This is a genomic window from Mangrovimicrobium sediminis (assembly GCF_004745945.1).
Taxonomy (GTDB): Bacteria; Pseudomonadota; Gammaproteobacteria; order Pseudomonadales; family Halieaceae; genus Mangrovimicrobium; species Mangrovimicrobium sediminis.
Window position 1 is genome coordinate 492923 of record NZ_SRLE01000006.1, and the last position, 23135, is coordinate 516057.

16 protein-coding genes and 1 tRNA gene are annotated in these 23135 nt (G+C 65.1%); 10 read left to right on the plus strand and 7 right to left on the minus strand.

Annotated elements, in window-relative coordinates:
* The first annotated feature begins 24 nt into the window (after window positions 1-24).
* From E4634_RS09020 to fadA, 6 genes are all read left to right on the plus strand, one after another.
* A complete protein-coding gene (locus E4634_RS09020; protein WP_135443011.1) occupies window positions 25-2901 on the plus strand; it encodes a ribonucleoside-diphosphate reductase subunit alpha in 2877 nt (958 codons plus the stop codon).
* Between the two features lie 64 nt (window positions 2902-2965).
* Window positions 2966-4369, plus strand: a complete 1404-nt coding sequence (locus E4634_RS09025) for a ribonucleotide-diphosphate reductase subunit beta (protein ID WP_135443013.1) — start codon at window positions 2966-2968, stop codon at window positions 4367-4369.
* 77 nt (window positions 4370-4446) lie between these two features.
* Window positions 4447-4638: a hypothetical protein gene (locus E4634_RS09030; RefSeq protein ID WP_135443015.1), complete on the plus strand. Its 192-nt coding sequence runs from the start codon at window positions 4447-4449 to the stop codon at window positions 4636-4638.
* A gap of 48 nt (window positions 4639-4686) precedes the next feature.
* A complete protein-coding gene (locus tag E4634_RS09035; protein WP_135443017.1) occupies window positions 4687-5259 on the plus strand; it encodes a heme-binding beta-barrel domain-containing protein in 573 nt (190 codons plus the stop codon).
* A gap of 242 nt (window positions 5260-5501) precedes the next feature.
* The gene (gene fadB / locus E4634_RS09040; RefSeq protein ID WP_135443019.1) at window positions 5502-7649 is read left to right on the plus strand and encodes a fatty acid oxidation complex subunit alpha FadB; all 2148 of its coding nucleotides are present in this window, start codon (window positions 5502-5504) and stop codon (window positions 7647-7649) included.
* Between the two features lie 29 nt (window positions 7650-7678).
* A complete protein-coding gene (gene fadA, locus E4634_RS09045) occupies window positions 7679-8860 on the plus strand; it encodes an acetyl-CoA C-acyltransferase FadA (protein ID WP_135443021.1) in 1182 nt (393 codons plus the stop codon).
* Between the two features lie 85 nt (window positions 8861-8945).
* Here the strand turns inward: fadA and E4634_RS09050 are convergent, their stop codons facing one another.
* Window positions 8946-10088 (minus strand): serine hydrolase domain-containing protein, encoded by a 1143-nt coding sequence (locus E4634_RS09050; protein ID WP_240725128.1) that lies wholly within the window; start codon window positions 10086-10088, stop codon window positions 8946-8948.
* 441 nt (window positions 10089-10529) lie between these two features.
* Here E4634_RS09050 and E4634_RS09055 point away from each other — a divergent pair, with 441 nt between their 5' ends.
* Window positions 10530-11327 (plus strand): transglutaminase domain-containing protein, encoded by a 798-nt coding sequence (locus E4634_RS09055; protein ID WP_135443025.1) that lies wholly within the window; start codon window positions 10530-10532, stop codon window positions 11325-11327.
* Between the two features lie 140 nt (window positions 11328-11467).
* On the opposite strand, the gene E4634_RS09060 is transcribed toward E4634_RS09055, so the two are convergent.
* On the minus strand, window positions 11468-13387 hold the full coding sequence (locus E4634_RS09060) for a DUF3604 domain-containing protein (protein ID WP_135443027.1): 1920 nt from the start codon (window positions 13385-13387) through the stop codon (window positions 11468-11470).
* A 157-nt stretch (window positions 13388-13544) separates the two neighbouring features.
* Entirely contained in the window at window positions 13545-13868 is a 324-nt protein-coding gene (locus E4634_RS09065) for a YqcC family protein (protein WP_135443029.1), read from the minus strand.
* 99 nt (window positions 13869-13967) lie between these two features.
* Here E4634_RS09065 and E4634_RS09070 point away from each other — a divergent pair.
* Window positions 13968-14041 (plus strand) — tRNA-Gly (locus E4634_RS09070).
* A gap of 132 nt (window positions 14042-14173) precedes the next feature.
* Here the strand turns inward: E4634_RS09070 and E4634_RS09075 are convergent.
* Window positions 14174-15730, minus strand: a complete 1557-nt coding sequence (locus tag E4634_RS09075) for an amidohydrolase family protein (RefSeq protein WP_135443031.1) — start codon at window positions 15728-15730, stop codon at window positions 14174-14176.
* A 994-nt stretch (window positions 15731-16724) separates the two neighbouring features.
* On the opposite strand from E4634_RS09075, the gene E4634_RS09080 reads away from it, so the two are divergent.
* Window positions 16725-17822 carry a prenyltransferase/squalene oxidase repeat-containing protein gene (locus E4634_RS09080; protein WP_167854834.1) on the plus strand — a complete coding sequence of 366 codons (1098 nt, stop codon included), beginning with the start codon at window positions 16725-16727 and terminating at the stop codon, window positions 17820-17822.
* On the opposite strand, the gene E4634_RS09085 is transcribed toward E4634_RS09080, so the two are convergent.
* Complete coding sequence (locus E4634_RS09085; RefSeq protein ID WP_135443034.1) at window positions 17819-18478, minus strand: YoaK family protein; 660 nt, start codon at window positions 18476-18478, stop codon at window positions 17819-17821. The two genes, E4634_RS09080 and E4634_RS09085, sit on opposite strands and share 4 nt — an antisense overlap.
* 154 nt (window positions 18479-18632) lie before the next feature.
* Between E4634_RS09085 and E4634_RS09090 the strand changes: the two genes are divergently transcribed.
* Window positions 18633-19709 (plus strand): cation diffusion facilitator family transporter, encoded by a 1077-nt coding sequence (locus E4634_RS09090; RefSeq protein WP_135443036.1) that lies wholly within the window; start codon window positions 18633-18635, stop codon window positions 19707-19709.
* A 71-nt stretch (window positions 19710-19780) separates the two neighbouring features.
* On the opposite strand, the gene dinG is transcribed toward E4634_RS09090, so the two are convergent.
* Window positions 19781-21910, minus strand: a complete 2130-nt coding sequence (gene dinG, locus E4634_RS09095; protein WP_135443038.1) for an ATP-dependent DNA helicase DinG — start codon at window positions 21908-21910, stop codon at window positions 19781-19783.
* Window positions 21904-23061 (minus strand): 1-acyl-sn-glycerol-3-phosphate acyltransferase, encoded by a 1158-nt coding sequence (locus tag E4634_RS09100; protein ID WP_135443040.1) that lies wholly within the window; start codon window positions 23059-23061, stop codon window positions 21904-21906. The genes dinG and E4634_RS09100 overlap by 7 nt, the downstream gene beginning before the upstream one ends.
* Window positions 23062-23135 lie beyond the last annotated feature (74 nt).

Here is a 23135-nt window from a genome sequence, read left to right on the forward strand (position 1 = left end):
ACGTCGCACGACATCGGAGAGAGCATGCAAACCGACACTTTCAGCACGCAGAGCACTACCGGCGTTGCCGGCACTCACCGCGAGACCACACCGGCCAGCGGCAGCATCGCCGCCACCGCGCCCGGCCAGCTGCGCGTGATCAAGCGCAACGGCACCGTGGTGTCCTTCGAGGCGAGCAAGATCTCCGTGGCCATCACCAAGGCCTTCCTCGCCGTGGAGGGCGGCACCGCCGCCGCCTCCAGCCGCATCCACGAGACCGTCGCCAAGCTCACCGAACAGGTGATCGCCACCTTCGAGCGGCGCATGCCCTCGGGCGGCACGGTACACATCGAGGACATCCAGGACCAGGTGGAGCTGTCGCTGATGCGCGCCGGCGAACACAAGATCGCCCGCGAGTACGTCATCTACCGCGAGGAGCAGGCGCGCAAGCGCGCGGCCCGCGCCGCGCTGTCCGACGAGACCCAGGCCGCGGCCAACAACATCAACGTGGTGCACCCGGACGGCAGCCGCCTGCCGCTGGACCTCGCCCGCCTGCACACCATCGTCAGCGAAGCCTGCACCGGGCTGGCGGATGTCAGCGAGGCGCGCATCCTCGACGCCGCGCTGAAGAACCTGTACGACGGAGTGAGCGCCGCGGAGCTGTCCACCTCGCTGGTGATCACCGCGCGCACGCTCATCGAGCAGGAGCCCAACTACTCCTACGTCGCCGCGCGCCTGCTGGCGGACACCCTGCGCGCCGAGGCACTGGACTTCCTCGGTGTGGCCAGCACCGCCACCCAGGGCGACATGAGTGCGCTGTACCCGCGCGCACTCACCGCCTATATCGCCCGCGGCGTGGAACTGGAACTGCTCGACCCGCAGCTGGCGGACTACGACCTGGACCTGCTGGGCCGCGCCCTGCTGCCGGAGCGCGACCTGCAGTTCACCTACCTCGGCCTGCAGACCCTGTACGACCGCTACTTCATCCACTCGGACGGCGTGCGCTTCGAACTGCCGCAGATCTTCTTCATGCGCGTGGCCATGGGCCTGGCGATCGGCGAGACGGCGAAGAACACCCGCGCCATCGAGTTCTACCAGTTGCTGTCGTCCTTCGACTACATGTGTTCGACGCCGACCCTGTTCAACGCCGGCACCCTGCGTCCGCAGCTCTCCTCCTGCTACCTGACCACCGTGCCGGACGACCTGCGCGGCATCTTCGGCGCCATCCAGGATAACGCCATGCTGTCGAAATTCGCCGGCGGCCTGGGCAACGACTGGACCCCGGTGCGCGCGCTGGGCTCCTATATCAAGGGCACCAACGGCAAGAGCCAGGGCATCGTGCCCTTCCTCAAGGTGGTCAACGACACCGCGGTGGCAGTGAACCAGGGCGGCAAGCGCAAGGGCGCGGTCTGTGCCTACCTGGAGACCTGGCACCTGGACATCGAGGAATTCCTCGACCTGCGCAAGAACACCGGCGACGACCGCCGCCGCACCCACGACATGAACACCGCCAACTGGATTCCCGACCTGTTCATGAAGCGCGTGTTCGAGGGTGGCGACTGGACCCTGTTCTCGCCCAGCGACGTGCCCGACCTGCACGACCTGTACGGCCGCGCCTTCGAGGAGCGCTACACCCACTACGAGGCGCTGGCGGCCAGCGGCGAGCTCAAGCTGCACAAGACGCTGAAGGCCGAGAACCTGTGGCGCAAGATGCTCGGCATGCTGTTCGAGACCGGCCACCCGTGGATGGCGTTCAAGGACCCGTGCAACCTGCGCTCGCCGCAGCAGCACGTGGGCGTGGTGCACTCCTCCAACCTTTGCACCGAAATCACCCTCAATACCAGCGCCGACGAGATCGCCGTGTGCAACCTGGGTTCAGTGAACCTGCCCCAGCACATCGACGAGGGCGGCCTGGACCTGGACAAGCTGCGCCGCACCGTACGCACCGCCGTGCGCATGCTGGATAACGTCATCGACATCAACTACTACTCGGTGGAATCCGCGCGCAACTCCAACCTGCGCCACCGCCCGGTGGGCCTGGGGGTCATGGGCTTCCAGGATGCGCTGTACAAGCAGCACATCGCCTACGCCTCGGAGCCCGCGGTGGAATTCGCCGACCGCTCGATGGAGGCGATCAGCTACTTCGCCATCGAGGCCTCCAGCGACCTCGCCGCGGAGCGCGGCAGCTACTCCAGCTACCCGGGCTCGCTGTGGAGCCAGGGTGTGTTCCCGATCGACTCGCTGGAACTGCTGGCGGCCGAGCGCGGCACCCAGTACCTGCAGGTGGACACCAGCCAGACCCTGGACTGGTCCGCCCTGCGCGCCAAGGTGCAGCACGACGGCATGCGCAACTCCAACGTGATGGCCATCGCGCCCACCGCGACCATCGCCAACATCACCGGCGTGTCGCAGTCCATCGAGCCCACGTACCAGAACCTCTACGTGAAATCGAACCTCTCCGGCGAGTTCACCGTGGTCAACCCGTACCTGGTCAACGACCTCAAGGCGCGCGACCTGTGGGACGGCGTCATGGTCAACGACCTCAAGTACTACGACGGCTCGGTGCAGGCGGTCGACCGCGTACCCGCGGACCTCAAAGCCATCTATGCCACCGCTTTCGAAGTGGAGCCGCGCTGGCTGGTGGATGCCGCCAGCCGCCGCCAGAAGTGGATCGACCAGGCGCAGTCGCTGAACCTGTACATCAACAACGCCAGCGGCAAGAAGCTCGACATCACCTACCGCATGGCCTGGTACTGCGGCCTGAAGACCACCTATTACCTGCGCTCGCTGGCCGCCACCGGCACCGAGAAGTCGACCATCGACACCGGCGCCCTGAACGCGGTCTCCCGCGAGGCCCCGGCTCCGGCACCGGTACCCGCCGCCTGCTCGCTGGACGACCCGGACTGCGAGGCCTGCCAGTAGGGCAGCGCGACGACACACACCAACACAGACGCACAAGAGCAACGACGCCAGGGGAAAATCACCGATGTTGAGCTGGGACGACTACCACAAGGAAGACACCAACAGCGCTGCGCAGGCCGCGCCACCGCCGCCGGCCCCCGCCGAACTGGCGGAAACGGTGGCTCCTGTCGCGCCGCAACCGGCTGCAGCGCAGCCCGCGGCCACCCCTGCCCCGGGCCCTGCACCGACACCAGTATCGTCCCCGGCACCGGCAGCCGCCGCAGCACCCGCACCGGCCAGCGCGCCAATCGCAGCCAGCGCAGCTGCCGCGAACCCCGCCGCTGAGCCGAGCGCAACCCCGACCGAAGCGCCCAGCGTCGCGGTGGTGGGCGATGCCCTGCTGCAGCGCGCCGCCGAGGCAGTCCACAACATGGACGTCGCCCCCGGCCTGGAAGAGCTGGAGATGGGCGCGTCGCGGGTCTCCGTGGATGAAAAGGCGATGATCAACTGCCGCGCCGACCTCAACCAGCTGGTGCCCTTCAAGTACGACTGGGCCTGGCAGAAATACCTGGACGGCTGCGCCAACCACTGGATGCCGCAGGAAATCAACATGACCGCGGACGTCGCCACCTGGAAGAGCGCCGACGGCCTGACCGCCGACGAGCGGCGCATCGTCATGCGCTCCCTGGGTTACTTCTCCACCGCGGATTCGCTGGTGGCCAACAACCTGGTGCTGGCCATCTACCGCCTGATCACCAACCCTGAGTGCCGCCAGTACCTGCTGCGTCAGGCCTTCGAGGAGGCGATCCACACCCACGCCTACCAGTACTGCATCGAGTCGCTGGGCATGGACGAGGGCGAGGTGTTCAACATGTACCGCGAGGTGCCCTCGGTGGCGAAGAAAGCCGCCTGGAGCCTGAGCCATACCCACAGCCTGTCCGACCCCACCTTCAAGACCGGCACTCTGGAAACCGACCGCGAGCTGCTGCGCAACCTGATCGGTTTCTACGCGGTGACCGAAGGCATCTTCTTCTACTGCGGCTTCACCCAGATTCTCTCCATGGGCCGACGCAACAAGATGACCGGCGTCGCCGAGCAGTTCCAGTACATCCTGCGCGACGAGTCCATGCACCTGAACTTCGGCATCGACGTGATCAACCAGATCAAGCTGGAAAACCCGCAGCTGTGGAGCGAGGACTTCCAGAAGGAAGTCATCCAGATGATCCTCGAGGGCACCCAGTTGGAGATCGAGTACGCCCGCGACACCATGCCGCGCGGCGTGCTGGGCATGAACGCGGCGATCATGGAGGAGTACCTGCACTTCATCGCCAACCGCCGGCTGTCGCAGCTGGGGCTGCCGGAGCAGTTCAAGGGGGCGCAGAACCCGTTCCCGTGGATGAGCGAGATCATGGACCTGCGCAAGGAGAAGAACTTCTTCGAGACGCGGGTCATCGAGTACCAGACCGGCGGCGCCCTGAACTGGGACTGACGGCGATCACACATCGGTAAGGCGTTACAACAGGCGCGCCCGCGCGCCCAGATAAAGTCACTTTCGAGGGAATCCGGATGTCTGACAACAACAAGCCAAGCGAGACCGAGACCATCCTCATGGCCCTGGACCAGATCAGCCAGACCATCGATGTCATGACCAGCGTGGTCACCCGGCTGCGCAACTACGTACAGGAACGCGACGGAACCCAACCCGATTCCGGCGCCGAGGCCGCCGACCCCCTCCCCTCCGAGCGCGTGGTCCACTAAACTCTGAAGCGGGCGTCAACCCGGCACCCGCTTTCTACGGAGTAACCCATGAACACTGTCATCGACGGCGTGGACTACGGCCCGCTCGCGCAACTGCTGGGCACCTGGTGGGGTGACCGCGGCCTGGATATCGCCCCGGAACCGGTGGGCGAGGACGCCGAAGCCTACTACGACCAGATCATCTTCACCCCCTCCGGCCCGGCGGACAACGCCAAGGAACAGGACCTGGTCACCGTGCGCTATCACCAGGTGGTGCGCAAGCGCGCCAATGGCAGGATCTTCCACGACCAGGTCGGCCACTGGACCTGGGAGCCGAAGACCGGAATGCTCACCCACTCGCTGAGCATCCCGCGGGCAATGAGCCTGCTGGCCGGCGGCGGGCTGCGCCAGGATGGCGAGTCGACTATCTTCGAGGTGCGCGCAGAGAAAGGCAGCGAGACCTTCGGCATCGCGCAATCGCCGTTCCTGCTGGAAAAGGCCCGCACCACCTCCTTCGAGATGGTGATGACGGTGACCGGCGACGAGCTTTCCTACAACGAACTCACCATGCTGGAGATCTACGGCCGCACCTTCGAGCACAAGGACCGCGCCAAGCTGCAGCGCATCCTGTTCGATACCTGAGCCGCCGCGCCCCTGGCTTTGCCGGGGGGCAGCGCAGCAAAATCCCCTCGCACTGGCGGGACATACCCGCCCGCCGCGGGTACTCGCCAGCACAATGTAATCAGTGTAAACTTATTTCGCCCCCTGCGGTCCGCGTCTACAATGATTCGCTCCATCCCGCCCCGGGGGCCCAACCTGAACGGTCCCACCGCGCTCGCACGCCGGGCGGGGCTGCTCACCTTCAACCGATACAGGACAGCGACATGATCTACCAGAGCGAGCAGCTCACGATCCGACGCCTCGACGGCGACATCGCGGAGCTGAATTTCGACCTGCAGGGCGATTCCGTCAACAAGTTCAACCAGGCCGTGGTCTCCAGCCTCACCGCGGGGCTCGACGCCCTCGAGGCGGAAAGCGGCATCAAGGGCCTGCTGGTCACCTCGGGCAAGTCGGTGTTCTTCGTCGGCGCCGACATCACCGAATTCACGCCGCTGTTCAAGGCTTCCAAGGGCGAGATCAAGCCCTTCACCAAACCGCAGAACGATAACTTCAACCGCATCGCCGCCCTGCCCTACCCCTCGGCGGTGGCGATCAACGGCATCGCCGTCGGCGGCGGCCTGGAGATCTGCCTGGCCTGCGACTTCCGCGTGATGAGCACCGCGGCGCGCATCGGCCTGCCGGAAACCAAGCTGGGCATCCTGCCGGGCTGGGGCGGCACTACCCGCCTGCCGCGCCTGATCGGCGTGGACGAAGCGGTTACCTGGATCGCCACCGGCGCCGACCAGCGCCCGGACGCCGCACTCAAGGCCGGCGCGGTGGACGCGGTCGCCTCCCCCGAGGACCTGCGCGACATCACCCTCGCCACCCTGCAGCACGCCATCGATGGCGGCCTGGACTACGAAGGGCGCCGCGCACGCAAGCACGGCCCGCTGCCGCTGAACGACACCGAGGCGATGATGACCTTCTTCACCATCAAGGCCATGGTCGGCCAGCAGGCGGGCAAGAACTACCCCGCCCCGATGAAGGTGATCGACGTTATCGAGGCGGCCCGCAACATGAGCCTGGAAGAGGCGCTGGACGTGGAAGCCGACGGCTTCGCCGACCTCGCCACCACCCCGGTGGCCACCGCCCTGGTAGGCGTGTTCCTCGCCGACCAGCTGCTGGGCAAGAAGGCCAAGGGCTGGGAGAAGAAAGCCGACAAGAAAGTCGAGCAGGCTGCGGTGCTCGGCGCCGGCATCATGGGCGGCGGCATCGCCTACCAGAGCGCCTACAAGGGCGTGCCGATCAAGATGAAAGACATCGCCCAGGAAGGCCTGGACCTCGGCCTGTCCGAGGCCAACAAGCTGCTGTCCAAGCGCGTGGCCCGCGGCCGCATGACGCCGGAGAAGATGGGCGACGTGCTCAACAGCATCGACCCCACCCTGTCCTACACCGGTTTTGACGCGGTGGACATCGTGGTCGAGGCCGTGGTCGAGAACGAGAAGGTCAAGGGCATCGTGCTGGCAGAGGTGGAGAAAGAGATCACCGAGGACACCATCCTCGCCTCCAACACCTCCACCATCTCCATCACCCGCCTGGCCGAGAACCTGCAGCGCCCGGAGAACTTCTGCGGCATGCACTTCTTCAACCCGGTCCACGCCATGCCGCTGGTGGAAGTGATCCGCGGCGAGAAGACCTCGGACGCCGCCGTCGCGCGCACCGTGGCCTACGCCAACACCATGGGCAAGAAGGCGGTAGTGGTGAAGGACTGCCCCGGATTCCTGGTCAACCGCGTGCTGTTCCCCTACTTCGGCGGCTTCAACATGCTGCTGCGCGACGGCGCCGACTTCACCGCCGTGGACAAGGTCATGGAGCGCTGGGGCTGGCCGATGGGCCCGGCCTACCTGCTCGACGTGGTGGGCATCGACACCGGCGTGCACGCCGCCGAGGTGATGGCCGCCGGTTTCCCGGACCGCATGCAGCCCGGCTTCAAGAGCGCCACCGAAGTGATGTTCGAGAACAAGCGCTACGGCCAGAAGAACGGCAAGGGCTACTACGAGTACGTGCCGGACAAGAAAGGCAAGCCGCAGAAGACCCTCAACGAGGAGGTCTACGGCCTGTTCGGCGACAGTGCCGGCGAGCGCCGCGAGTTCGACAAGCAGGAAATCATCGACCGCATGATGCTGCCCATGGCCATCGAGCTGGCGCGCTGCCTGGAAGAGGGCATCGTCGAGACCGCCGCCGAGGCGGACCTGGCCATGCTCTACGGTGTCGGCTTCCCGCCCTTCCGCGGCGGCATCTTCCGCTGGATGGATACCGTCGGCATGGCGGCCATCGCCGAAGCCTCGGAGAAATACGCCCACCTCGGCAAGGCCTACGAGCTGACCGAGACCATGCGCAAGATGCTCGCCAACGGCGAGACCTACTACTGAGAACGGGCTGAGAAGACAGGAGAAAGACTGTGAGTTTAAATCCGAATGACGCAGTGATCGTAGACTACGCCCGTTCCGCCATGGGGCGTTCCAAGAACGGTTGCTTCCGCAACGTGCGCGCGGACGACCTCTCCGCCGAGGTGATCAAGGGCATGCTGGCGCGTAACGCGGCGCTGGACCCGGCCGACATCGACGACCTGATCTGGGGCAGCGTGATCCAGCGCGGCGAACAGGGCATGAACCTGGCGCGCATGATCGTGCTGTGCGCCGAGTTGCCGCACACCATCGCGGCACAGACCGTGAACCGCCTGTGCGGCTCCTCCATGAGCGCGCTGCACACCGGCGCCGCCAGCATCATGGCCGGCATGGGCGACGTCTACCTGGTGGGCGGCGTGGAGCACCTGGGCCACCTGCCGATGATGGACACCGCCAACATCGACCCCAACCCGCGCATGGGCCGCTCCGTGGCCAAGGCCGCCGGCCTGATGGGCATGACCGCCGAGTACCTGGCCATCCTCCACGGCATCACCCGCGAGGCGCAGGACGAGTTCGGCCTGCGCTCCCACCAACTGGCCTGGAAGGCCACCCAGGAGGGCAAGTTCGACCGCGAGATCATCCCCGTCGACGGACACGACGCCGCCGGTGCGCTGGCCTCGATCACCGCCGACGAAACCATCCGCCCGGAGACTACCTTGGAAGGCCTGGCCGCGCTGCCGCCGGCGTTCAACCCGCAGGGCGGCACCGTCACCGCGGGGCAGTCCTCGCAGGTGTCCGACGGCGCCTCGGCGATGCTGGTCATGTCCGCGCAGAAGGCCCAGGACCTGGGCCTGAAGCCCATCGCCGCGGTGCGCGCCATGGCGGTAGCCGGCGTCGACCCCTCGATCATGGGCTACGGGCCGGTGCCGTCCACCAAGAAGGCGCTGAAGAAGCTGGGCCTGACCATGGGCGACATCGAGATGGTCGAGCTCAACGAGGCCTTCGCCGCCCAGGCGCTGACCGTGCTCAAGGACCTGGACCTGCTGGACAAGATGGACGAGAAGGTGAACGTCCACGGCGGCGCCATCGCCCTGGGCCACCCCTTCGGCTGCTCCGGCGTGCGCATCACCGGCTCCCTGCTCAACGTGATGGAAGACCGCGACCTGACCTGGGGCGTGTCCACCATGTGTATCGGCATGGGCCAGGGCATTACCACGGTGATCGAGCGCGTGTAACCGCGCATTGCTCGCCGAAGAAAAAAGCCCGCAAATCGCGGGCTTTTTTACGCCAGGAATGAACCCGAACTGTACGCAGTCGTACTCAGTGCGCGTCCTGCATCACGACATCGAGCGCCCGCGCGATCAGCCTGCCATCAGCACCCGCGTCGTTACACAGTACGATCAGTGACGTTTCCACCGCCGGATACCGGCGATAAAAGGTAGACGTACCCAACCATCCGCCGTCGTGGGTGTAAGCCAGCAGGCCGCGGCTCTCACCGACAAACTGGCCGTTGGCATAGCGCCATTTTCGCGTGCGGTGGTCGCTATTGGGCCGGTTCATCATGGCGATCAGTTCAGCCGGTTTTGGCCCCACCTGCGGCTGATAGAAATTCCGGTCCCACTTGAGCATGTCCTCGAGGTTGGTATGCAGGCCACCGTCACCCACCCAGAACAGGTTGGTCATGTCATTGACGAAGACTCCATCGCGGTTGCGCTTGTATCCGTAGGCCCTGTGCTTGACGATTTCCGTCGGCTGATCGGCAAAAAAGGTCGAGTTCATCCCCAGTGGCTTGAAGATCCGGCGCTCGGCAAACGCGCGTAAACTTTCGCCGGAGACCTCCTCCACCAGCATGGAAAGCAGGAAGTACGCGAGGTTGCTGTAGCGGAACTTGCGCTCAGGAGTTAGCGCCAACGGCACCGTCTTGACGACATCGTAGAACTCGGAAATCGTGAGGTAGTCTTCGTTGCCAAGCCTGAATTCGCCGCCCGCCGCCGAGCTCAGGTCCACTGCCTTTCTCGAGCGCGGCCCCTCGTAGGAACTCCCTATCAGGTCGTAGTCACCCATCCCGGAGAAATGCCCCAGCATCGCGTTGACGGTCACCCTGGCACCATAGTCGGGCAACTCTGGAAGGTAACGATGGATATCCGCATCGAGGTCGATTTTGCCGTCCTGCACCAGCAGCAGTACAGCCATCGCGGTGAACTGCTTCGAGACCGACGCCATCCGGTGCACTTCGTCCCCGCTAAGGGGAACGTCCAATTCGAGATTGGCGAGTCCATAGCCCCTTTTGTGGATCAGAACGCCTCGCTCGACAACCCCGACATTACAGCCAGGGGCGCCGGGTGGAATGGCCTCGAAGATGGCATCCAGTTGTGCGGAGATATCGTCTCGAGCCAATGCCGGCTGGGCGAGACCCACCGTCAGAGCGAGGAAGGTACTTTTCAAAATACGGTTGATGCTCAAGATCGCTTCCAGAATTCTTGTTCGTGCGTAGATAACACGCGAATCTACGGGCAGAATGTAAGGAAGTCCAGTGCAACCCGGAGAGAGTTCGCTGGACTCTCGCTGGTTCTTTGGTAACGTTCTGTCGAGGGGCATTTTTGAATCGACTTCAACTGCTGTTGCAGCTTGAGTACGGAGATGCCATTTCCCGAACAATCTCCGGAAACCGCCGGACTACACCCGCGGGCCAGCAAGCACAGGCATAACTGACACTAGGCAGTTTCGGGTCGAAATACGCTTGAGGTTATGAGCTTTCCAGAACCTGGCGAGCTTCGCTGAGATTTATGTCACCGCTTCGCAACAAACCATGAGCAAATTAAACATCAAATGCCTCATGTGAGCGCTACGATCTATGGGCGACGGACCAGCTTCGCCTTCGCGACAGCTTAAGGGAGATGTGCAATGTGGTTGCGAGCTTCCACGCGACTTCAATTCGATGCCAAGGTAGATACGCCTTTCATTCTGATGCTGCGCCCGCGCAGCGGTTGGCAGCAGTGGGTCGGCCGGGAGCACTACGCGCTGGCTCCCAGCGTGCCCGTGGTGGAGTTCACCGATGCTTTCGGCAACCTGTGCCAGCGACTGGTCGCACCGGCGGGCCCGTTTTCGATTCTCGCCAGTGCAGACGTCGAGTGCCCGCCCTATGTGGATGCGGCGCCCGGCGCACCGTTTGTAGAGGTACAGTCACTGCCCGAGGACGTCCTGCCCTTTCTCCTGCCCTCCCGCTACTGCGAGTCCGATTGCTTCTACCAAATGGCCTTCGAGCTGACAGAGGGCTGCCTGCCGGGCTGGGACCAGGTTAACGCGATTGTCGAATATGTGGCCCGTACCATTCGCTATACACCGGGAAGTGGAACGCTGTTACGCAGTGCCCGCGAAGTGAATGGTTGTGCAGATGCGGTTTGCCGTGATCTCAGCCATTTGTCGATCGCACTGACCCGCGCGCTCTCGATTCCAGCGCGCATGGTCGTCGGGTACCTCGAGCCTCTCACGCCGATGGACCTGCACGCCTGGTTCGAGGCGTTCGTCGGTGGGCGCTGGTACACATTCGATCCAACGCAGAAGAATTTGAATGGCGGTCGTGTAGCCGTCGCCTATGGGCGTGATGCGGCCGATGTGGCCATCTTTACCCAGTTCGGGGACCCGGTGCCGCTGGTGTCGATGGAGGTGAACGTACAGCAGACAAGTGCACCGCCGTATTGAGCCCGATGGCCCCGGGTGTCCTTTGGCTCGGGACACAAGCTACTCGGGCGACAGTCCTGTCGGTAGCCGGGCCAACCTGCCAGTTTGCACTCTCAAGCTCGTCCAGGCACAGCTACAGCATCTGGGCCTGATGATCGCTCTCAGGGGTTGTACCAGATGGGCGAGGTGTACGCGCGCTCCTGGATGGTCATCGGCACCTCGGCGTCCATTTTCACGCCGAAGCGCTTGGCCTCGTAGGCGGTCCAGCGCGGCGTCGGGATCTCGATGACTCGGGCGTAGTAAAAGGCCGGCTCCGTGCGGTCGAAGTCCGGGTCCTTCCAGATCGCCATGAGCTCCGCGGCGCCGATGCTGTTTTCCCAGGTGGCGCTGGCGACATCCACGGTGTTGCCCACCGCCGGCAGCTTGCCGTCCCGGCCCGGCTTGCGGCCGTCAGACCAGGCAACGTCATACACTTTCTCGTGGGTTTTGCCAGCCTTGTCCAGCCAGCCCTTGACCACCTGGATGCGATCGAGGTTACCGCTGTAGGGGTCTTTCATCGCGGCCACCATGAACGAGGGCTGCTTCGCGGCGGGCTCTCCCAGATCACCCCCCATGGGCACGCCCTTGGCGTAACCCGTGTAGGCCGGCGTGCGGTTGTGGAAGTCACCCTCCTCGAAGGACCAGCCGCCGAAGAAGCGCACTGTCATACGCGAGCCGGTGGTGGCATAGACTTCCTTGCGACGCATGGCATCGAAGATCGCCTCGCGGGTATTCTCCGTGGCCCACACGCCAGCGTAACCCGCCGCGGCCTGCTGCCAGCCGAGGATGCTGAGCTTGGGGTCCAGCTGCGCCTCGATCGCGACATGCTTCCAGCGGCCTGGCTCGGGCTCGACGCCGGAGTGTTTGCCGAAGAAGTTCTCCTCCTCCGCCGTGGCCATGGAGGTGTGCGAGTCCGTACTGCCGATCATGCCGAAGCGGAAGGGATTCACGCCCAGCGAGCGCTCCAGCTTCAGGCCGTTCTTCAGGGCCTCCCGGGCGTACTCATACTGCAGCATGGACTTTTCCTTGAGCTCCGTACCGTTGAGGTTGGCGGCATCCCAGGTCTCGAAATCCGCGAACTCGTCGTCGGGCGACAGGAACGGGTGGGCTTCTCCATCGCCCTTGATCTGGGTGACCTCCATCAGTGGCTCCGTGCGCGCCCGCATCGCCGCGAGGTCCTTGCTCAAGGGCGTGCCGTCAAAGTTCTGCACGCTGAACAGGCGACCATTGCTCAGGTTGCCGTTGTGCGGAATAGCGAGTACCTGCGCGCCGGTTTCGCGGGAGAACGTATCCAGTGCACGCCACAGGTCCTCCGGGTTCTGGCTGTCGAACTGGGAGAAAGGCAGGGTCTTGCGTGCCTCGGCGCCGTCGCCGCGGAAGATCACGTTGCGGTGCAGGTTGTAGCCGCCGATCGCCGTCCACTCGTAGCCGATCAGCGCGGTGAAGCGGCCGGGATCGTTGTACTGGTCCGCGAGCCGGGTGTAGGCATCCCATGCCGAGCGGGTGGCCTCGGGGCTGTCGATGGGTGGGTCCTTCTTCGACAGGCTGTCGACAATCTCCATTGCGGTGGCAAACTTCTGGTCCGCATCGCCGGTGGTCAGCGCCTCGTACCAGCGCTTGCCCTTCTCGGTGGCGAGAATCTTCGGATCGCCGGATAGCAGTTGCGGCATCAGCCCGTACATCTCGGCGTGGTCCGCGACGACCACGAAATCCAGCGGCCGGCCGAGCCGCGCGCGCAGCCCGTGGGTGGTGGTGATCTCCTCGCCGCGCGCGAAGCGCAGGGCGTCCTCCTGGCCCACCGTGTTCATGGTGCCGGCATCCACCGACACTGCGGTGTGCAGGTGGGTGTCACCCCAGAACACCTGGGTGGGGAAATCGCGTCCGGCGTAAGGGGAGAAATCGCTCTGGCCTATGCCCTCGACAATGCCCTGCTGGTTGAACACCAGCTTGTCTTTTTCCGGCAGGAACTCGGTGGCCTGGAGTGTCGAGGTGGCGAGGAAGCCAAGAGAGACCGCAGCAAGCAACTTATTATGTAAGCGCATCATCCCAAATCCTTTTTGGAGGGTCGGGATAAGCGTAGCGCAGGCCGGGAGGGTTGCAAGACTGGGCTGCGTCCTTATATGTGCAGTTCGCTACGTCTCAACGGACCGGGCCTTCGCGAGGAGAAGGGGTCAGAGTCTGGACGCTGGCCCCGTGAGGCTACTCACCGCCCTGGGTCAGCACTCGGTCCATCGACTCCAACGCGTCGAGCAGGTCTCCCAGCGGCAACTGCATACCGCGAAACGCCTCATCGGCCATGGGCGCGATGGCGCAGCTGGTAGGCAGTGGCAGCCCCGCTTCAAGCAACTCCTTCATGCGCGGTATGAATACGAACTGCAGCCACTGGGCGAAGCTCAGGGTATCGAGGCAAAAGGGTTGGGTGGAGGCCAGCGCCTCGGCCGGCGGCGGGGTCTCGTCCCACATCTCGAGTTGCCGCAGGGCGGCTTCGATGTCGAACAGCAATTCGGCGACCTGGCTGCGCATGGATGGGGTTCCCGCTTGGCAAAAACCGCCATTTTACTGAAAAAATCGCCGCGCCGCCTTTGACCGCCTGTGGGATTGCCAGTAATCTTCGCCAACCGTGCGGGTGTAGTTCAATGGTAGAACAGGAGCTTCCCAAGCTTCTAACGTGGGTTCGATTCCCATCACCCGCTCCACACTTTGCATGGTTCCTGCATCCTGCCTCGCCGCTTCCCGCGCCATTGTCATAACGGAACGCTCCGTTTCGACGCTAGCACCACAACCCGCCAACATGTCTCCTATGGTGCCCGGGGATGCCTGGCACGAAATCAGTCCGCGAGCTGCACCCTCAACAGCGGACTGTTCAGTCCGTCCCAGGCAAGCCGAAGCCCCAGCCGGTAGCTGCCCGCCTGTTCCTCGGCAAATCGCAGCAGTTCATCCAGTGCGGACCGGTCGAAATACTGCCCGCTGTAAAACACCCCTGAAATCGCCTGTGTCTGCGCGATGTCCTCCAGCGGATTGGCGTCTAGCAGCAGCATGTCGCCGGCCTTGCCCACGGTGATCGAGCCGAACTCGTTCTCCAGGCCGGCAAACAGGGCGGCATCGAGGGTCGCGCCGCGCAATGCCGCGGCAGGCGGCATCCCTGCCCTGACCAGTTCGACCAACTCGTCATGCACGCCAAACCCAGGGAACACGTATGTGTCGCCGGAATCCGTGCCGACCAGCACCTTCACCCCCGACTCGTACGCCTGTCGGACGTGCTCCTGCGCCATCTGGTAAAGCGCGGGGTACAACTCACGCCCTGCGGCATCCGCCGGCTGCCGCGCCGCGCGCTCGGCATCCGGCTCCCACACCAGCTTGCTGAAGAAGGCGGGAATGTACTTCAGGCGCTGGTCCTCGCGGAACTCCCGGTTCCCGGCCATTGCACCCATGCGCAGTACCTGCATGGTGGGCACCCACCACGTACCTGCCTCCGCCATGGCCTGCATCAAAGCCTGGCAACGCTGCGGATCCTGCCCATCCACCAGTTGCCAGCGAAGACCGGCGTCGTACGCGGCCAGGGGGTCCTCCAGGGCGCGAAACGCGTCCGCGTCGCGAAAGCATTCCAGCAGGAACAACCGCGGGTGTTCGATACTGCGTTGCCCCGCGGACAACGCATCCTCCAAGGATACGCGCAGCGGGCGGTGGCCCGCCATGGCGAGACCCGCCTCGTGTGCCGCGCCGGCCAGCGCCTGGTATGCCTGCGGAGAAAGCTCTGTGTAGATTTTCAGGAAGTCGGCACCGATTCGCTGGTAAAACGCTGCGAGTTGGCTGGCATCCTCTGCGCTGGCAAGCTTGAAGAAGGCCGGGTATCCCGCGGGCACCTCATTGCCCCCATTAATCTGGAAACTACTTTGCAGGACGTAGCGCGGTGAGACGCGCCGCTCTTTCCCGATCGACTCGTTCCAGTATTCGCGGTCGTCGATGCAGGCAAAGAAGCTGTCGGGCTCCGACATACAACCTGACATGTCGCGCACCCCGGTCACGCCGTTGGCAATGAACAGCGGGTGCATGTATTGCGGGGAAACTTTCAGCGAGTGGGTGTGCATATCCCACAAGCCCGGGATCAGGTACTTGCCGCTGCCGTCGATCACGACGAGCGAAGCATCGACCCGAGAGGTGCCGGCTGGATTATCCGAGATAATTTTCCCGTCAACAACGATGACATCCCGGCGCCTGTGAACCACGCCTGACTGGACATCCACCACGGCAACATTACGGATCAGGAAATCGCCCTGCCTGGCGAGGTTTGGCACCTCGGGCAATGGCCATGCCAGGAGCGCTGACAATCCAATCGCGAGTATCGCCAGGATAACGAAAACTGACAGAAACCATTTTTTCAGCATGACTCGCTCGACACAATCACCAGCCGCCTGACCACGTGCCTGCCCACGAAAACAGAGACCAGCTGTCGCGAAGCGAACCCTGGACCATGTTTCAAACGGCGTGACTCGAGCGCCGGGTTGATTCGGATCAGCCCCGGGGTTTCGCTGACGGTGAGAATTTGCATAAACGGGTCGGCTGTAACGGCAAAACAAGTGCCTCACTATACACACCTTCAACGAGCAGCCTCCAACCCGCGCCACATAGATGTCGGCTACAGTGTTGCGCAAACGCCGGGCCCGATAGACTTGTCTACGCTCGACACTGGTGAGGCATGTTCATCGCTCGCTGCGGCGCAACGGCACGCAAACGCATCAGCGGCTTCCTGTAGCCAGGCTTCAGCGCCGTACGCACGACCGGCATCTGCGTCGACTTCCCGCCCCTCGCCCTGTCCTACCGCCACGTGGCAGCCACGGAACTGGGAACAAATCTGCGCGTTGCCGCCGGCGCCCTGTGCCCGCAAATATTGTCGGACCTCGCCTTGCTACTCGCCGGTCCAGCGACTAAAACTTCTAATGCGTTCATGCAGAAAAGCCTCGACGCTCTCGGGCGTTTTCACACAGTCTCAGAGCGGCACATTGCATCCGGGGAAGCAGACATATCGACAAAACCGCCATGGCTACCGCATGAACTCCAGGCTCCGTGAGCGCCAGGCACCGATAAAACGGCACCAATAGAAAATACACGAGCAGCATGGACTCCTTGCTGTTTACCGACTATCGGTAAAAATGCAAAGCCGAGTGGACGCCAAAGCGTCCAGACCAGTGATTACCCGCGCGAGTTTGTCCCGATCGCCTCAGTGTCAAGGAGAAAAGCAACAGATGGCCAAGCTCGATGAAATTCGCAACCCCTGCAGGACCGTCAAGACCGGCGCCAGGCAGCACGCGCTGACCAACGCCCTCACCATCGCCGCCTGAACCGGGAATGCCCGACACCCCGCCTCCACCAGCGGTTCCAGTGAGCGCGGGGGAACTGCGGCAGGCGGCACAGGACGCCGCCAACTGGCTGCTGGTCGAAGCCGGCAGGGGTTGGCCCACCACTGAACACCGCATGCGCTTCCCGCGCCGCTTCGGTTTCGGCGGCGACGGCGAGGAACACGCCAGCGATGTCTTAGCCCGCGCAGTCATTGCACTGGAAATCCTGCACGCGGCGGATGCCCCGGCGGGTAGGAACATCCCGGCGCTACAGCGCCTGCGCAGCAACGTGGTGCCGGCCGAGGCAAAGCATGTGGCCAGGGCCCGCCTCGCTGATCGCGGCGGCGGCTGGAGCTACTTCCCGACCCTGCCGGAACTGCCGCCCGACCTGGACAGCCTGGCCGCCGCCCTGTGCCTGTTCTCGCTGGCGGCGCCGAACTACCTGCCACTCACCTACGCACCGGCCAGGCTGGCGCTGGACAGCGCCAGCGCGGAGGGCGCGATCGGCACCTGGCTGCTGGCCCCCGACGACGCGCGCTCCGCGCTCAAGCGCATGCGCTATGGCATCAGCAAGCACTTCGGCCGCGGTGTCGATGTCGAGGTGGTGGCGCGCTTCTACCTCGGACTGCAACTGGCCGACCCCGGCCACTACGCGGACGCCATCACCCGCGGCGCGGACTTCGTCGCGCGACAGCAACGGCCGGATGGCGCCTTCACCGCGACCTGGTACTTCGGCGACATCTGCGGCACCCTGCTCTGCCTACAGCTGCTGTGCACACTGGACGCCCACCGGCAGCCGCGTTCGCGCGCACTGGCCTTTCTCACTGCGGCAGTACGCGAGGACGGCGGCTTCGGCCTGTGGCAGAGCACCCCGCTGGAAACCGCCGCGGCTATCCAGGCCCTGGTCCTGTTGCAGCTTGCGGACAAGTCCATCGTCGAGCGCGCCGTGCGTCGCCTGCTGGATTTCCAGGCCCAGCACGGCGGCTTCAATCCCTCGCCCTGGATTCGCATGGATATCGGCCGCCCCGCACGCCGCGTGGAAAAGTCGCTGATTCACCAGAGCGCGGCGGTGAGCACCGCCTTCTGCCTGCGCGCGCTGGTGGAGGCGCAGCACTTCCTCGAACCAGCCAGCCGTCCCTAACCCGCTCGGCGGCGGTAGATGCGGTAGCCGCCGGCCAGCAACAGGCAAACCGTACCGGGAAACAGCAGCGCCTCGAAGCGCAGTTCGCTGAACAGCCAGGCACCGAGGGCACCGCCGCCGATAAACCCGGAGATGATGAGGAGGTAGAGGACGGCCTTGCGCCGGTCGAACGCGTCGCGGCGCAGCACCGCGCCGAGCATGATGCCGAGGTCAGTAAAGATTCCGGTGAGGTGGGTGGTACGGATGATCGCCCCGCTGTAGGTAGTAGCCAGCGCGTTCTGGATACCGCAGGCCGCCGAGGCGGCGTAGTGCCCGACGTAGTCGCCCCGCGACAGCGTGGTGTAGGCGACAAAAATCAGCACGGCCTCCGCGAGCAGCGCGGTATCGTAGTGCCGGCCAAGCTTCAGGGTACTGCCGTGGAGCAGGTAACCGGAGAGCGCCGCGCCGAGGAAAAAGGCGAAGAGGATACCCGCCAGGTGCCAGCTACTGCCCAGGGACTGGCCCACCAGGTGCGCACCCAGCAGGGTCGCCGTGCCGGAGAGGTGTGAGACAGACTGATGCTCGAAGCCGAGCAGGCCGATCGCATTGATGCAGCCGGCCACCAGCGCGAGTATCGATGCGCCGTATTCGATCCACCGGGGCAAGCGTGAAATCAAACGTATCTCCCTCACGGAACTTGCCGGCACCCAGTGTCCGGCGCGGTACAGCATACACAGGTTTGCGGCGCACGTGGGTATAGCGACGTCGCGCTGTAACTCGGGCGCGACTTGCCGCATCATTTATCCTTTTCAATCCAGGCAGGAACCACACATGCACGACGCCGGTGTCGAACAATGGCAGCACAGCCATATTTTCGAGCAGGACCAGAAACGCGAGGGCGAGCAGCGCACGCTGATCGTGGTCGTGATCACCGCCGCCATGATGGTGGTGGAGATCGTCACTGGTATCGCCTACGGTTCCATGGCCCTGCTCGCCGACGGCCTGCACATGGCCTCGCACACCGCCGCCCTCGGCATCGCCGTGCTGGCTTACTACTTTTCCCGGCGCCTGGCCGGCGACCGGCGCTTCAGCTTCGGCGTGGGCAAGATCAACTCCCTGGCGGGCTATACCAGTGCGGTGCTGTTGATGGGGTTCTCCCTGTTGATGCTGAGCGAAAGCATCGAGCGCCTGCTCCACCCGCGGCAGATCGCCTTCGACCATGCCCTGGTGGTGGCGGCGCTGGGACTGGTGGTCAACGCGGCCTGTGCCTGGATCCTGGTCGGCTCGCCGCACGGGCACGACCACCACGGTCACGGTCACGGTCACGGTCACGGTCACGGTCACGGTCACGGTCACCACGGACATGGCCACGACCTTCACCACGAGCAAGACCACGATCACGAGCACGAGCACGAGCACGAGGAGCTTCACGAACACCACGACCACACTCACGGTGAGCACCACCATCACGACCACAACCTACGCGCCGCCTACCTGCACGTCCTCGCCGACGCACTGACCTCGGCGCTGGCCATCGCCGCCCTGCTGGCGGGCAAGTACCTGGGTGCCAACTGGCTGGACCCGGTGATGGGGATTGTCGGCGCTGTCCTGGTCGCGCGCTGGTCCTACGCGCTGATCCGCGACTGCTCCGCGGTGCTGCTGGATCGCCAGCGCGGCCCGGAGATCGAGGAGCGACTGCGCGCAGCTATCGAGAAGGACTCGGAAGATCGGGTCGCCGACCTGCACTGCTGGAGCATCGGCCACGGCATCCACGCGGCGGAACTCAGCATCGTCAGCCGCGATCCCGCCTCACCGGCGGACTACAAGGCGAGGATTCCCCAGGGCCTGAACATCGTGCACGCCACGGTGGAAGTTCATCACGAGGCGTCCGGGACACCGAAACGCTAATCACCACCGCAGGTCCGGAGCGGGATGAGGCCAAACGCCGTTCCCGCACAATGCAAGGGTAGCGCTGCCCCTCAGCCCAGTTCGCGGCGGAACGGCGGCAGGGAATCGAGAATGGCGCGGCCGTAGCGCCGCGTGAGGATGCGCCGGTCCAGCAAGGTCACGCGGCCGGTATCGCCCTCGCTGCGCAACAGGCGGCCGGCCGCCTGCACCAGGCGCAGCGCCGCGTCGGGCACGCTGATCTCCATGAACGGGTTGCGCCCGCTGGCCTCCACCCACTCGCTGAGCGCGGCTTCCAGCGGGCTATCCGGCACGGCGAAAGGAATCTTGGCGATGACCACGTGGCGGCAGTAGTCGCCGGGCAGGTCCACGCCCTCGGCAAAACTCGCCAGGCCGAAGATCACGCTGCCCTCGCCGGCGTCGATGCGCTCGCGGTGGCGACGCAGGATCTCCTGCTTGCTGTAGTCGCCCTGCATGAGCACTCCGCCAGCGAAAGCGTCGCCGACGCCGTCGAACACCTCAAGCATCTGCCGCCGCGAGGAGAACAACACCAGGCTGCCCTCGGCCGGGTCCAGCAGCCCCGGCAGCAGGTCGACGATGGCCTGGGTGTGGGCGCGGGCATCGCCCGGGTCGCAGTCCATCTTCGGCACCGCGAACACCGCGTTGGCGTAATCGAAGGGGCTGGCCACCTGCTTGTAGTTGCCGCCCTCCGGGGAGCCGGCGTGCAGCTTGAAGCGCTCGAAGGAGTTGAGCGCAGTGAGCGTCGCGGAGGTGACCACCACGCCGGCGGCCCGCGACCAGAGGTTTTCCTGCAGGATGTCGCGGGCCAGGATCGGGCTGCTGCGCAGGTCGAAGCCGAACTGGCCGCCGGCGGTGAGCATGGTGATCCAGCGCGCCATCGGGATGTTGTCCGGGGTGCGCTCCTCGCCCGCTGCGGCATAGCTTTCCCACAGGGCGAGGGCGGATTCCGCCCGCGCCAGCATGCCGCCGAGGTTGATGTGCCAGGTCTCCACCGCCTCCTTGTCGCTGCCGCTGAAATCGTCCTCGAGCATGTCTTCCAGCCGCGCCTCCATGCGCGCCAGCGAACCGCCCAGGCGCGAGAAGCGCGCCGCCAGGCCGGCGGCGACGGTCACCAGTTCCGGCGGCACCACGCCGTGGGCAAAGCGCAGCTGCGGGTCGTCGCCCTCGATATCCACCCCCTCGAACAGGCGGCCGACCACCTGCTCGGCCTGCCCCAGTTCAGCGGCAGTGGCCTCCATCTCGTCCGGCAGGCCGGTGAGCAGGCTGGCGGGCAGGTCCAGGGTGCCGAGGAAGGCGCCGGCGGCGCCGATCGCCTTGCGCGCATCCTCCAGCCAGGCCACGGTGGAGTGCAGGCGGCAGAAACTGGAGAAGTGCGACAAAGCCTTGTCCGGCAGGTGGTGGCCCTCGTCGAAGATATAGATGCTGTCTTCCGGCGGCGGCAGGATGGCGCCGCCGCCGAGGGCGAGGTCGGACAGCACCAGGTCGTGGTTGGTGACCACGATATCCGCACCCTGCAGGGTTTCCCGGGCGCGGAAGAAACTGCACTGGCCGATGTTCGGGCAGCGCCGCCCGGAGCACTGGGCGTGGTCGGTGGTCAGCGGGAACCACACCGCCTCGACCAGGCTGTCCGGCCAGTTGTCGCGGTCGCCGTCCCACTGGCCGCGGCCGAGCGCCTCGAGCATGGCGTTGTACACCGGTGCGGCATCCTCCGGCGTCGCCGCGTTCACCTCGTCCGGGTACAGCGGCAGGATGCCATTCTCGCCGGATTCGGGCATCACCAAGCGGTCCAGCTTCGACAGGCACACATAGCGGCGCCGGCCCTTGGCCAGGGCGAAGTCGAAGTCGAGTCCGGTGTGCTTACGGATGTCCGGCAGGTCGCGGCCGACGAACTGCTCCTGCAGGGCCACGGTGGCGGTGGCCACCACCAGGCGCTTGCCCAGGGCCTGGGCCATGGGGATGGCGGCCACGGCGTAGGCGATGGTCTTGCCGGTGCCGGTGCCCGCCTCGATCACGCACACCGCCGGCTCGGTCCCGCCTACCTGGCCGGGGCCGGGAATGCGTGCCAGGGTGTTGGCGATCTCGGCGATCATCTGCCGCTGGCCCCAGCGCGGGGTCAGCTGCTTGCTCTCCATCAGCGCGCTGTAGGCGCCGCGAATCCCGTCCTTGAGGGCGTCGGTCAGCAAGGTCGGTCGGAGAGCAGGTCCATCTTGCTCAGCACCGCGTTGGCGTAGATCGCCAGGGCGTGGGGGCGGTGCGCCTGGGGCATGGCGTCGATGCGTGCGTCAAACTGGTTGCGGGAGATCTCGCCGTCCTCCATATACAGCTGGCGGGGGCGCGGCGCGTGCTCGCCGTAGAGGCGGTCGTAGGCGTAGAGATTGGTGGGGTGCAGGCAGTAGTCGCGGATCACCTGGCGGTCTATCGCCTCGGCGACCTGGTCGGCGTTCTCGAACTCGTCGCCCAGCGGCGTGCCGAAGGAGATGTGTACGCGGCCCTTCTCGCCGGAGATGCCCAGGCCGATCGAGGCGACGTCTTCCTGCTCGCCTTTCTCGTAGCGCCCGGTGCTGGAGCGGGCGTGTAACTCGTTGGCCTTGAGCCCATCGCAGGGGTCGAGCTCGTAGGAGATGGACACCGGCACGATGCCGAGGCTGGCAATGTGCTCGCCGAAGCTCTGGGTTTCCTTGTCGCGACTCATGGCCAGCATCTTGACCACCGCCGGTTCGGTGCGATCCACCCCGCTCTTGGCGCGCCCCTCGCGCTGGGCGATCCACACCGGGGCGTTCTCCTCCAGCAGTGAGTGACGGATATAGGCGGAGAGGTGGCGCGAGGCGGCCAGCAGCTCGCGCCCGCTGGTCACCGAGCGGCGCACGATAAAGCTCTTGTTCAGGCGCATCAGGTCCGACACCCAGGGCTTGGTCAGCAGGTTGTCGCCGATGGCGATACGCACGGTCTGGTGGCCGGCGGCGTGCAGGGCGTAATTGGTGAACGCCGGGTCCATCGCGATGTCGCGGTGGTTGCTGATAAACAGGTAGGCACGGCCCTTGTCGAGCTGGTCCAGGCCGGAGACGCTGAGGCCGGCACAGCTGCGCTCGATCATGCCATCCATATAGGTCTTGATCACCATCTGCAGGGCGTGCACATCGTGCACGCCGCGCAACTCCCGGCGCAGCACCGCACGCACCAGCGATCGCGCCAGGGGGGCGGACAGGCGCATCAACCAGCCCAGGCGCAGCTTCGCCAGCGCGTCGAGCAGCTCCCTGTCCGCGACCAGGCGCGACAAAACCGCGTCCACCTCATCGTCGCGATAAGGCCGGATGTCTGCAAACGGGTCGGTCAAGCGGGCGTCCTCGGGGGTCGGGAGCGGCAACCTTACCCAAATTCAGCTGGGGAGTCATCAGCCGGACCCGCCCG